The following is an 11,947-nucleotide window of genomic DNA, read 5'->3' on the forward strand; positions in this document are numbered from 1 at the left end:
CGCATCCGTTCCCGTGTTCATCCTGGCGACCATCCTCCGCTCGGACGCGCCGGCGAGCACGGCGGTGACGGTCAGTGCCGACAGTGCGTCGGCGGACGCGCCGAGATCGCTCCGGCTCCGCCCTGCCCCCAACAAGCTGTCCCTGCTGGCGGCGCAGCCGATGTGGCGTCCTGCCGGCGACGTGCTCAAGCGCGGCAAGACGACCGAAGCGGCTCCACTCCCGTTCTTCGGGACCCATACCGCGACCGAGTACCGGCAGTCGTTCGCGCGTTGGCACCGGATCTACACGTTCAGCGCGCAGTATCGGATCAAGGCCGACCTGGCCCGCAGGATCTATGACGCGGCGGTCACCGCGGGCATCGAGCCGGAGTTGGGCTTCCGCCTCGTCCGGGTGGAGAGCGTCTTCGACCCGGGCGCGGTCAGTTCCGCGGGTGCCCTTGGCCTCACGCAGCTCATGCCGGGCACCGCGCGCTTGTTCGAGCCCAACGTCACCCGTGCACAGCTGCTCACCCCCGACGTGAATCTCCGCATTGGGTTCCGCTACCTCCGCGGGCTGATTCGCGAGTACAAGGGCGATCTCAAGCTCGCGCTGCTCGTCTACAATCGAGGCCCCATTGCCGTAGACCGCGCCCTTTCCTTGGGACAGAGCCCTTCTAACGGCTACGAAAGCATTGTGACCAAGGGATATCGAGGCAACGGCACACTTGAGTAGCCAAAGCACCAATAATCAATAATTTAAAAAGGCGACCTCATGTAAATTCGAGGTCGCCTTTCTTTTCTCATCTAACGATATCCACGCTGTTTTCAACAGCAAACGAATGTGATTACCCGCGCGTCGTCTTCGACGGCTTGGCCCTCGATGCCTTGGCACTCGGCGGCTTGGACTTCGATTTCTTGGGCGTCGATTTCTGGGCCTTCGACGCCTTGGCCTTCGACGCCTTGGCCTTCGACGCGCTGGACGGCGCCGCCCTCGTCGACCCGCTCTTGCTCCGGGCCGCCTTGCTCGGCATGCCCGCGGGCGCCGCGGCCCCGCGCACCTGAAGCGCCTGCCCGGCAAGGATCCGACTGCCGCGCAGCCCGTTCATGGACTTCAGGCGCGTCTCGCTCAATCCATACCGACGGGCAATGGCCCCCAGCGTCTCCCCCCGCTTGACCACATGGACCCCGCGCGCGGTGAGCGTCGTGGTGCCGCCGCGGCCGCCGTACTTCTCCAAGGAGGGGTCAGGGATGTCGCGCGCGTAGGCCAGTGCCAGATCGGCGGGCACCCGCAGCGCTTGGCCGGCAACCAAGCGGCCCTTGCGGGTGGTCTTCCATGCGGGGTTGAACCAGCGGAGCTGCTTAAGCGACACGCCCTGCGCTTTGGCGAAGGCCGTCGGCGTGACGCTCTCGGCCACCGAGGCGATGCGGTAGCCGCGAGTGCGCTCCGCGCCGAGGCTGTCGAGCACGATCCGGATACGCTCCCCCGCCCCGACCGGCACGCGGATAAAGATCGCGGCATCCGGCGGCGCGATCCCCCGCAGCAGCGCCGGGTTGAGGTCGCGCAGTGCCGCACTGACCAGATCACCCGCTTGGGCCACCGCGGCGAGGCTCGTCCCTGGCGCCACCTTCACGGAGTCGTAGACATAGAGCGGGAGGGTGTCGATGGCGAGCCCGTAGGTCTCCGGCCTCTTGGCCACCAGCGCCGCCGCGATGAGCTGCGGCACGTAGTTCTTCGTCTCGGCGCGCAGGTAATCCTGTTCGGCGAGGGCGAAGAAGCGGTCCTCGCCCTCCGCCCCCTCCAACTCGTCGGCAAAACGGGTGAGCCCTCTGGACACCCGCCCAGGACCACCATTGTAGGCGGCGGCCGCCAGATAGAAGGAGCCAAACTGCTTCTGCAGCACGTCGAGGAACCGGATGGCCCCGTCGGTCGCCCGGGCCGGATCGCGGCGCTCGTCCATCCACCAGTCCACGCGCAGCCCCACCGCCCGGGCCGTGCTGCTCATGAACTGCCAAATGCCCACCGCCGCCGCCCGCGAATAGGCGTGCGGATCGTACCCGCTCTCGATCAGCGCGAGGTAGGTCAGGTCTTCGGGCATGCCGCTGGCGCGCAGCTTGGCGCGGATCATCGGCTCGTAGCGGGTCCCCCGCGACAGCCGCGACACGAAGCGCTCCCGCGCCCGGGTGCTGAACAGGTCCACGTAATGCGCCACCCGGTCGTGGGTCTCGTAGCTCCGCACATCGATGTCCCACACCGGAGCCGCATTCGGCGAGTCGGCCACCGCCACGGCCGCGCTGTCACCGAACACGGCGACGGCGGTGCGCACCACTTCGTCGCGGGTGGTGGGGCTGGCGACCGGGCGCGCCGGCGCCGACGGCAGGGCCGCGCCGGAGGGCACCGCGAGCGGAGCGGCCACAGTCACCGGGGCGGGGGCGCCGCCCCGGCAGGCCGACACCAGCAGCAGTGCACCGACGCCCACCACCATCGAGCGCGGCGCCACACGGAACACGGTCCCGGGACGGAAAGACGAAGCAGGAGTCACGCGGGAGAACCTATGCAGAAGGGCATCGCTCGGACACCGGTCGTTCCCCGACGTTCCCCCGCTCCCTGCGGTTTGCGACCGCACACCACGGGCCCGCCGTGGCCGCGCGACTGGAATCAGTCGGGCAGCGGGAGCGGTCCGAGCATGGGGGAGACGAAGCGGTTGACCGCGTGCAAGGTCGCGCGCACCGTCGCCAGCACGGCGTTGTTCTCATCGACGGCCACACCGAGCGCCCGGCGATGCTCTCCCGCCCAGTGCACGGCCACCGCGACCAGCATCATGTTGGTATCAAAGGCACGCGTGGGTTTCACCCCCGTGAGGTCGAAGCGCACCACGCCTTGCGTGGCATGGGTGAGCGCATCAAGCGTGGCCCGTGCGGCCAGACGAAGGTCGCCACCGGGACAGGTGGCCCCCTCCTGCTCGAACACCAGCGGCGGCTCAAACCACGGCCCCTCGAACTGCACGCAGGCGCGGGTGCGCGCCCCGGAGCGATGCTCGAGCTGGCAACGCACGAGACGCAGCCGAGACCGGTCGCCGGCCGGTGGGTCGTTACTCGAGGTGACGAGGCGATGGTCGGAGAACTCGGGGAGGAACATGCGATGGACCGAGAGTGAGTGAACGGTCGCCCAGCATCAGACGAACGTTTGCCCCATCTGTCACTCGACCTGTGCGCGACGTCTCGGTTCCGTGGCCGACGCCTCCGGGGCCCGTTCAGCCTCCGTCGCCGCCGCGGTTACCCCGCCGACGCGATGCCTGCCTCTAGCGCGAAACGCGTGAGGCCAGCCACCGAATGGATCTGCAGCTTGCGCATGAGGCTTTCGCGGTGCGCTTCGACCGTCCGGCGGCTGATCCCCAGCTCGGCGGCAATCGCCTTGTTAGTCAGGCCCCGGGCCACCCCGCCCAGCACATCGCGTTCGCGAGGCGTGAGCTGTTCGAGCTGCGCCGCCGGGGTATTCTCGGCCACCGCATCGGCCGAGGAGAGCCGCTTCACCACGGCGGGGCTGAAGAAGGTCCCCCCAGCGTGGACCGCGCGAATGGCGGCACGGAGCTCTTCCCCGGCGGAGTCCTTGAGGAGATAGCCGTGGGTCCCGATCCGCATCCCCTCGCGGACGTACTCCCCGTGATCGTGCATACTGAGGAGGAGCACGCGCACATGGGGTAGCGCCTCGCGCAGCCGCGCCGCGGCCTTGAGTCCCGTCTCCTCGGGCATCGTGATGTCGAGCACCACCACGTCGGGCACATGCTGCAGGGCCAGGTCCACAGCGATCCGACCATTCGACGCCTCCGCCACGACTTCGATGCCGGGATCAGCATCGAGCACGTACCGTAACCCTTCGCGTACGAGGGCGTGGTCATCGGCGATGAGGACGCGGATGGGCGAAGCAGCGGGCGTGGTCATGCGCGCGACCGAGAGGAGAGGTGGTGACGCCGCGGATCAGCCATGGGCCGATTCTCCCGAGGCGATGGAGGCGAGAGGAAGATCGGCGGCGCTCACCGGCACGGTGATCCGCACCTCGGCCCCGGGCAGTCGATTGCCGATATGCAATCGGCCACCGGCGGCAAGCAGGCGCTCGCGCATGCCCGTGAGTCCCATGCGGTGATCGGTGTCGGCCAGGCGGCCTCGCACCATGGGAAAGCCGCGGCCGTTGTCGCAGACCGTGAGGGTGACCGCGTCGTTGGTCACGTCGACGATCACCTCCACCTGCGTGGCGCCGGCGTGGCGCACCACGTTGGAGAGCGACTCCTGTAACCCACGGAACACCGCGAGGTCGGCGTCACCCGACAGCGTGGGCAACACCGCCGGCGCCGTGAACGTGGCGCGCAGCCCGCTTCGTTCGGTGAAGTCGGTGACGAGCGAATGCAACGCCGGCCGCAGCCCCAGGTCGTCGAGCAGCGTGGGGCGCAGATCGCTCGTCACCTGACGGATACTGGCGATGCCGGTGTCGACCAGCCCGAGCAAGCGGTCGAGGCGGGGCCCCGCACCGTCGGCGAGCGATCCGCGCAGCGCTTCGAGCTGCATCTTGACCGCCGAAAATACCTGCGCCGTTTCGTCGTGCAGTTCGCGCGAAAACCGGCGGCGCTCCTCCTCGTGCTGCCGAAGCATGCGCGCCGACAGCTGTTCGAGCGCACGCGTGCGCGCCGCCAGCTGCCGATCCAGCGACCACTGATCGAGGGCCGCCCCCACCTGCTGGCCAAGCGCCAAGAGAAAGTCGTCGTCGAGCGCCGTAAACGGGTTGCGGATGTCGCCGGCCATGATGAGCGCGCCCACCAACTGCGTGCCCGACCACACCGGCAGCACGGCGACGAACGGTTGCTCGCCGGTCGCCGACACGACCTGCGGTCGGCGCGAAACGCGCATGCGGGTGAGGGCGTCGCGTACCGCGGGCCGCAGGGCGGTGCCGACCCACGGTTCGCACACCCCGGCACCACGCACCACGCGTCCCGGCGCCATCGATGGCATGGCCGCCGGTACCGCCAGCGCCCCGTTGCGGGCCGCCTCCAGCACGCGATCGAGTGCGTCGGTGGGCCCATCTACCGAGGCATCCGTCGCCACCTCGACACCGAGCCCATCGTCGAGACGCTCGGTGTCCCCGCGCCCCGCCGGATCGAAGAGGTACATGGCCGTACCGCTCACCCCCGGCAGTGCGAGCGGGCGAGAGAGGAGTACATCGAACGGCTCGGTGTCGCTCGTGCGCCGCTGGAGGTCACCGGAGAGCAGCGACAACGCACGGACCCCGCGCCCGAGGTCGTCGAGGACGAGCAACACCAAGCCGGCCGCCACGAGCAGCTCGAAGCTGATGTCGAGGTAGTAGCCCCACGGATTCCACGCGCCCTGCGCCCGCAGGAACGGATAATCGAGGTGGTGCAGCCCCCACAGCGCAAACGAGACCGCCAGCAGCTTGGCCCCCGGCGATCCGGTAATGCGATGATGACGCCAGAACACCCACCCGGTGTACGCCGTGGCGCCGCTCAGAAACAGCACGGCGGGCAACGCCGCCCAGAGGAAGTGATCGAGCTGATAGATCGCGACGTACGACCATGCGGGCGGGAAGAGTGCCAGCAGCAGATAGGCAGGCCGTGCCCGCGGTTGCCGCAGGAAGACCAACGCGGCCCAGAGCAGCACGAGTGCCGTCCACCCCGTGGTGACCTGATGCCAGTACAGCCACACGCGCTGCCCCGACAGCAGAAAACTCAGGATGCACAACAGGCGCGCCACGTACACGCCCCACGCCAGCGCAAACCAGCCGAACCACGGCCGGCGATACCGGGCATAGAGGTGTACGCACAGCACCGCCACGCCGGCCGTGATGGCACCCTGCAGCAAGGTGGCCGCCAGCTCCGTGGCCACCACCGGCGCCGCCTGCGTGGGGACGTCCACCTGCAGCACCGGCCACACGATCGCACGCAACTGCTGCCATCCGGCCGTGAAGCCCATGGGCAGCACGCTCACCCGTCCACCGGCGGCGGCGCCGGGTCAGGTGGTGACACGTGGTACACGGTGCGCGAGGGGAAGGCGAAGCTCGATCCCAAGTCGCGGATGATGCGCATGAACTGCAGGTACATCTCGTGGCGGATCCGCAGGAATTCGTTCCATTCGGTCGTCTGGAACCACGCCACCACATTCAGGCGGACCGCAGAATCCGTGAAGGCCACCACGTGTACGCGCACCGTCTCCGTCCAGATCTTGGGATGCGCGCGCAGCGCCGCCTCGATCGCATCGCGGATGCGTTCGAGTTGCTCCGGCGTCGTGTCGTAGGTCACATCGAGATCGGTGCGCAGCAAGATGCGGTCACGCTCACCGAAGGTCTCGATCCGATCGTCGGCGAGGCGGCCGTTCGGCACGCGAATGACGGTCCGGTCGATCGTGCGGAGGCTCGTGCTGCGCAGTCCGATCCGTTGCACCTCCCCTTCCGTGGTGCCCACGCGCACCCAGTCGCCCACACGGAATGCGTTGTCAGCCGCGAGGCTCACACTGCCAAAGAGATGCTCCACCGTTTTCTGGGCGGCCAGCGCCACCGCGATACCGCCGATCCCGAGGCCGGCCAGCAGCGTCCCCACCGGATAGCCGAACTGTGCGAGCGCCACCAGCAGCGCGATGATCGCAAGGGTGACGCGCAGGAAATTGCCGAGGAGTGGCACGAGCGTGCGCGCCTGCGCCCCGTGCCCCGTTTCCCACGCGGCGTTCTGCAGGCGTGTCTGGACGATGCGGATCACGCGCAGCAGCCCCCAGAAGAGGGCGATCAGCGCAAGGCCGCGCAGCAGCGCGGCAAAGAACCCGTTCACGCGCGGGTTGAGTTCGAGTAACGACAGCAACGGCGTGCCGGCCAGCGCTGCCGCCCACAGACGGAACGGCCCGCGCAGGTTCACCAGCAACACGTCGTCCCAGTCGGTCACCGTCCGACGGGCAATCCGCCCGAGCAGATTGCGCAGCAGTGCCCCCAGCCCCCAGGCAATCAGCACCAGCAGTGGGATGCCGAGGCCAATGCCGATCCACTGCCACCAATACAGGTTCAACGGCCCGTCGCCCAGCAGGGCACGCGGCACACGTTCGCGCACCCACGGGGCCCCGAGCGCCGCGAACCACACATCCACGCGCGCGACCGTCGCCTGCGAAAAGAGCCAGCGCGAAGGCGTGCCCTGCACGCGCACCAAGCGCACGCTCTCTTCACGCCCCGATGCCGAGACAATCACCCCCAGCCGATCGCCGTTGAGGTCGCCGTCGAGCGTGTCCCCCGACGCCAGCGGGGAAAGCGCCGCGAGATCGATGGCCAGCCGCTGATCGAGCACCTGCTTGAGGCGGCGCGCCAGCACCTGCTGGCGCTCGGACTCCGACGACGGCACCGCGAGGAACGTAGCCGCCGCCTCCCAATCTCCGGCGTCGGCAAGCCGGAGGAACTGCTGCACCGCCGCCCGCGGCGATGCCGGCGACATCTGCGGTGCGGTATCACTTGGCGAACGCGGCGCCGATCCCAGTTGCGCCTGCGCGCTCGCCACGAGCACGACCAGGGCACCGGCGGCGGCCGTCATCCAACGAAAAGCCGGAATGTGGCGGACCATCCCGCAAATCTAACCGGACGGGCATGGCGAATGCCGTAGCGGAGCGGGCGCCGAGCCGACAATCTCCCCGGGTGCCGTCCTTGTCCCTTTGCCCCATCCCCATGACGCGATCCGTTCCGTCGTACCCGCTGCGCCGCCTGCTGCCGGGTGCCCTGCTGGTCTTGGCCGCCTGCACGTCCGGTGACCCCTCGGTCACCAGCCGCGCCACCGCGCTCAACGCCGATCCCGTGGCCGCCGACGCCCTCGCCGCCGTCGACACGGCGACGCTCATGCAGCACATCCGCGTATTGGCCCACGACTCGCTGCTCGGGCGACAGCCGGGGGCCGCCGGCGAGGAGAAGACGGCGCACTACCTCGAACAGCAGTTCAGGGCGATCGGGCTCGCGCCCGGCAACACGGACGGCACGTACACGCAGCGGGTGCCGCTGGTGGGCATCACCGTGACCAATGCCCCCATGCTCACCTTCGCCAAGGGCGGCACCACGCAGCAGCTGCGCTGGCGCGACGACTATGTGGCGTGGACCAAGCATGTGGAGCCCACGGCGAAGCTCGCGCAGTCGGAGCTCGTGTTCGTGGGCTACGGCACTGAGGCTCCGGAATTCGGCTGGGACGATTTCAAGGGCATGGACGTGGCCGGCAAGACGCTCGTCATGCTGGTGAACGATCCGCCGCTCGCGGATACGTCGCGCTTCGGTGGTCCACGCATGACGTATTACGGACGCTGGACCTACAAGTACGAGCAGGCTATCAAGCACAAGGCGGCGGGTGTACTGCTGATCCACGAGGCAGGACCAGCCGGCTACCCATTCTCCGTCGTACAGGGGAAGACGGCCGAGCAATTCGACCTCGTGGCCCCGGACCGCAACATGTCCCGCGCGGCGGTGGAGGGGTGGATCACGTTGGACAAGGCGAAGGCGCTCTTCGCACTCTCGGGACACAATCTCGATTCGCTCAAGGCCAGCGCGGTCACTCCCGAGTTCACGCCCGTCCCGCTGGGCGTGACGGCTACCGTGACCCTCGAGAACGCCCTCCGCGAAGTCGCGTCACGCAACATGATCGCGAAAATCGACGGCAGTGATCCGGCGCTCCGGAACGAATACGTGGTGTACACCGCGCACTGGGATCACTTCGGGGTGGGCGTGCCGGTCAAGGGCGACAGCATCTACAACGGCGCGGCCGACAACGCGACGGGCACCGCCGGACTGCTCACGCTCGCCAAGGCATTCATGGCCATGCCGGTGAAGCCGAAGCGAACGATCCTGTTCCTCGCCGTGACCGCCGAGGAGCAGGGATTGCTGGGGGCGGCATACTACGCGGCCGTCCCGGTCTATCCGCTCGCGCAGACCGTGGCGAATATCAACATGGACATGCTGAGTCTCTGGGGTCCGACCAGCGACCTGGTGGTGATTGGACTCGGCAACTCCGAGCTTGACGATTACGCGCAGGCCATCGCCACCGCGCAACAGCGCACACTCACGCCGGATGCCGAACCGGAAAAGGGATTCTATTACCGTTCCGATCACTTCCACTTCGCCAAGCAGGGCGTTCCGGCGTTCTACGCGGAACCCGGCGTGGACGTGATCGGCAAAGGGGCGGGCTATGGTCGTCGCAAGCGTGACGAGTACACGGCCAACGACTACCATGCCCCGCAGGACGAGATCAAACCCGACTGGGATCTCAGCGGTGCCGTGCAGGACCTGCACCTGCTGCTGACCATGGGGTACCGCGTGGGCAACGCGAACAAGGGCCCTGAGTGGCGCGTAGGCAACGAATTCCGCGCAGTGCGTGAGGCCATGCTGAAGCGGTCCAAGCAGTAATGATCGAACGCCGGTTGACCGTCACCGTCAAACCGGCGATTCTTCCCCATTGTACACCATGGTTCTTCGGGTCCCTCGGGACCGGTCGACCGGGTAGCTCAGTCGGTAGAGCAGCGGACTTTTAATCCGTAGGTCGTGGGTTCGATCCCCACCCCGGTCATGGCGAAAAGCGCGGCGGATGCCTCAGGCACCCGCCGCGCTTTTTTCAATCGACCGCTCAGTGGTTTGCCGTCAGCGCGGCGACCGTGGCGGCACCGGCGCCGGACGGCGTTTCCACCACGAACGTCACTCGACGGTTGAGCTCTGCGCCATCGTCACCGGCCTTCGCGCCGGGGCGCACGAGCCGCGCCTTGCCGTACCCCACGGTGCGCAACGCCGCACCATTCATCCCCTTGCTCACGAGATAGTCGCGCACGGCGTCAGCGCGCTCACGCGAGAGGCGGAGGTTGTAGGCCTGCGACCCGGCCGGGTCTGCAAACCCTTCGATCGTGATCGTCGCCCCCCGATAGTGCGCGCTGGCCACCTGCGCAAACTTCTCGAGCGCTGCCTCATCCTGCTGGCGGACCGCGGCATCATCGAAACCAAAATGGACCGGCATGGCAAATGTCACCTGATTCTCCATCGCCGTGATGCGCGTGTTGAAGTCGGTGCGCAACGCGGTCAAGTCATTGCGCAAGGTGGCGAGATCCGTCCGCAGGCCATTCATCTCAGTGCGCAGCGCCCCGTCGCCAGCCTCGCGAGCCGACCGCTCGGAATCGAGCGCCATGCGCTGCTCCTCGAGCCCCCGGCGAACAAACCCCTTCGTTGCACAGGCGCTCAGCGTGCCCACCGCGAGAACCATCACTGCCACATTCCGTGCCTGTCGCATTGGTCCTGCCTCATGTTCGTGGTGATGTCGCGTGATGGTTGCGCCGCAGCCGTCACGCGACGGCATGTCGCGGCAGATGCTCAGCAAACCACATCCGGAACGTCTCACCAAACAGCAGGTCGCGCTGTGACTCCGGTCACGCGAATGCCGGTTTCTCCCTCCTCGTGTGACGGGAGTCACGCGAACCAGACGTGAGGGTCACGCCGGCGCCTTCGCCAACCACTCGCCGCCGTCTACCACAAAAATCGCGCCGGTGATCCAATCTCCCGCAGGAGAGGCGAGGAACGCCACCATGTTGGCGATATCGCGCGGTGATCCCCATCGACCGAGGGGAATGCCGGTGCGGGCGTATTCCGCCATCTTCTCTTCCGCAGCGGCAAAAAGGTCTGGCACACCACTATCGGCCGGCGGCGTGAAGGCCTTCCGCACCCCTTCGGTGGGAATGGGGCCCGGCGCGATGGCGTTCACCCGAATGCGCTGCGGGGCCCACTCGACCGCGAGGGTGCGCGTGAGCGCATCCACGCCGGCCTTGGCGGCGGTGGCGTGCGCCATCAGCGGCCAACCACGATAGTGCAGTGTCATGCTCGTGCTCACGATGCGTCCGCCGCCCTGCTGTGCCATGATGGGATACACCGCCTGCGAGCAGTAGAACGTCCCGTACAGGTCGATCTCCACCACGGCCTTCCACGCGTTGGGCGAGAGCGTGGCGCTGGGCGCGTAGAAGTTGCCGGCGGCGTTGTTCACCAACAGATCGATACGACCGTGCTGCGCGGCGACCTCCTGCACCACCGCCTGCACGCGCTCGGGATCACGCACGTCGAGCGGCACCACGCTCGCCTGGTGTCCGCGGGCCGTGATGGCCGCAAGCGCGGCCTCGAGATGCGCCGGCTTTCGGCTTGCGATCACCACATGCGCGCCGAGCTCCGCGAGCAGTTCCGAGATACCGAGGCCGATACCCGTGCCGCCGCCCGTGACGAGGCAAACCTGTCCGTCCAGCAGTCCCGGGCGGAAGACCGCCGCATGAGCCGGCGTCATTGCATGGGAGAAACCCGTGGGGAACGCATCAGTCATTGCGCACATCCTGAATGGGGGAAACCGACCCGGCCTCGAACACCAGAGCAACCTGCGCGTCCAGGCAGAAGCTCCGACGATGATGTGGCGTAAGCCCGCATTCCGCGAGCGCCTGGCGGTGATGCAGCGTGCCGTAGCCGCTGTTGCGCTCCCATGCATACGCACCGTAGCGCGCAGCGAGCGCCGTCATGAGCCGGTCACGCGTGACCTTGGCGATGATGCTGGCGCAGGCGATGTGGTAGCACTTGGCGTCGCCCTTCACCACGGCGGTGTGCACCACCCCGAGCGTGCGGATCGGCTTGCCATCCACCAGCACATGATGCGGCGCGTGCCCCAGCCGGGCCGTGGCCCGCGTGAGCGCCCGCTGCATCGCCACGACGGTCGCGTGATAGATGTTGAGGCGATCCACCTCGCGTGCGCTGGCGGCGCCGAGGGCAATCACCAGCGCCTGCTCACGAATGCGGGCGGCGAGTTCCACGCGCGTGGCGTGGTCGAGCTGCTTGGAGTCATTGACGCCGGCAATCGCCCGCCGGTCCGGGGGCATCACGACAGCACATGCGACAACGGGGCCCGCTAAGGGGCCCCGTCCCACTTCATCCACCCCGGCCAGCAAG

10 protein-coding genes and 1 tRNA gene are annotated in these 11,947 nt (G+C 67.9%); 3 read left to right on the forward strand and 8 right to left on the reverse strand.

Going from position 1 to position 11,947, the window contains the following annotated elements; genetic code table 11:
- Nucleotides 1-712: transglycosylase SLT domain-containing protein (locus ACIQ51_RS13095; protein WP_396205503.1), on the forward strand; the 712-nt coding region annotated here is incomplete at its 5' end.
- A gap of 112 nt (nt 713-824) precedes the next feature.
- Here ACIQ51_RS13095 and ACIQ51_RS13100 read toward each other — a convergent pair.
- From ACIQ51_RS13100 to ACIQ51_RS13120, 5 genes are all read right to left on the reverse strand, one after another.
- The gene (locus ACIQ51_RS13100; protein ID WP_396205504.1) at nt 825-2,519 is read right to left on the reverse strand and encodes a transglycosylase SLT domain-containing protein; all 1,695 of its coding nucleotides are present in this window, start codon (nt 2,517-2,519) and stop codon (nt 825-827) included.
- 116 nt (nt 2,520-2,635) lie between these two features.
- Entirely contained in the window at nt 2,636-3,115 is a 480-nt protein-coding gene (locus ACIQ51_RS13105) for a hypothetical protein (RefSeq protein WP_396205505.1), read from the reverse strand.
- Between the two features lie 137 nt (nt 3,116-3,252).
- Nucleotides 3,253-3,918: a response regulator gene (locus tag ACIQ51_RS13110; protein ID WP_396205506.1), complete on the reverse strand. Its 666-nt coding sequence runs from the start codon at nt 3,916-3,918 to the stop codon at nt 3,253-3,255.
- A 36-nt stretch (nt 3,919-3,954) separates the two neighbouring features.
- Nucleotides 3,955-5,970 carry a GAF domain-containing sensor histidine kinase gene (locus ACIQ51_RS13115; protein WP_396205507.1) on the reverse strand — a complete coding sequence of 672 codons (2,016 nt, stop codon included), beginning with the start codon at nt 5,968-5,970 and terminating at the stop codon, nt 3,955-3,957.
- A complete protein-coding gene (locus tag ACIQ51_RS13120) occupies nt 5,967-7,577 on the reverse strand; it encodes a mechanosensitive ion channel family protein (RefSeq protein ID WP_396205508.1) in 1,611 nt (536 codons plus the stop codon). Before ACIQ51_RS13120 ends, ACIQ51_RS13115 begins: the two co-directional genes overlap by 4 nt.
- 101 nt (nt 7,578-7,678) lie before the next feature.
- Between ACIQ51_RS13120 and ACIQ51_RS13125 the strand changes: the two genes are divergently transcribed.
- Both ACIQ51_RS13125 and ACIQ51_RS13130 read left to right on the forward strand, forming a co-directional pair.
- Nucleotides 7,679-9,394, forward strand: a complete 1,716-nt coding sequence (locus tag ACIQ51_RS13125) for a M28 family metallopeptidase (protein ID WP_396205509.1) — start codon at nt 7,679-7,681, stop codon at nt 9,392-9,394.
- An 87-nt stretch (nt 9,395-9,481) separates the two neighbouring features.
- Nucleotides 9,482-9,554, forward strand: a tRNA-Lys gene (locus tag ACIQ51_RS13130).
- Nucleotides 9,555-9,611: 57 nt separating this feature from the next.
- Here the strand turns inward: ACIQ51_RS13130 and ACIQ51_RS13135 are convergent.
- The 3 genes from ACIQ51_RS13135 to ACIQ51_RS13145 all read right to left on the reverse strand — a co-directional run bounded on the left by ACIQ51_RS13135 (nt 9,612) and on the right by ACIQ51_RS13145 (nt 11,946).
- The gene (locus ACIQ51_RS13135; RefSeq protein ID WP_396205510.1) at nt 9,612-10,262 is read right to left on the reverse strand and encodes an OmpA family protein; all 651 of its coding nucleotides are present in this window, start codon (nt 10,260-10,262) and stop codon (nt 9,612-9,614) included.
- A gap of 198 nt (nt 10,263-10,460) precedes the next feature.
- On the reverse strand, nt 10,461-11,297 hold the full coding sequence (locus ACIQ51_RS13140) for an SDR family oxidoreductase (RefSeq protein ID WP_396205511.1): 837 nt from the start codon (nt 11,295-11,297) through the stop codon (nt 10,461-10,463).
- Nucleotides 11,298-11,325: 28 nt separating this feature from the next.
- Nucleotides 11,326-11,946 carry a ribonuclease HII gene (locus ACIQ51_RS13145; RefSeq protein ID WP_396205512.1) on the reverse strand — a complete coding sequence of 207 codons (621 nt, stop codon included), beginning with the start codon at nt 11,944-11,946 and terminating at the stop codon, nt 11,326-11,328.
- Nucleotide 11,947: the final 1 nt, after the last annotated feature.

Origin of the sequence: Gemmatimonas sp., assembly GCF_044344655.1 — a bacterium.
In the GTDB taxonomy this organism is placed as follows: domain Bacteria; phylum Gemmatimonadota; class Gemmatimonadetes; order Gemmatimonadales; family Gemmatimonadaceae; genus Gemmatimonas.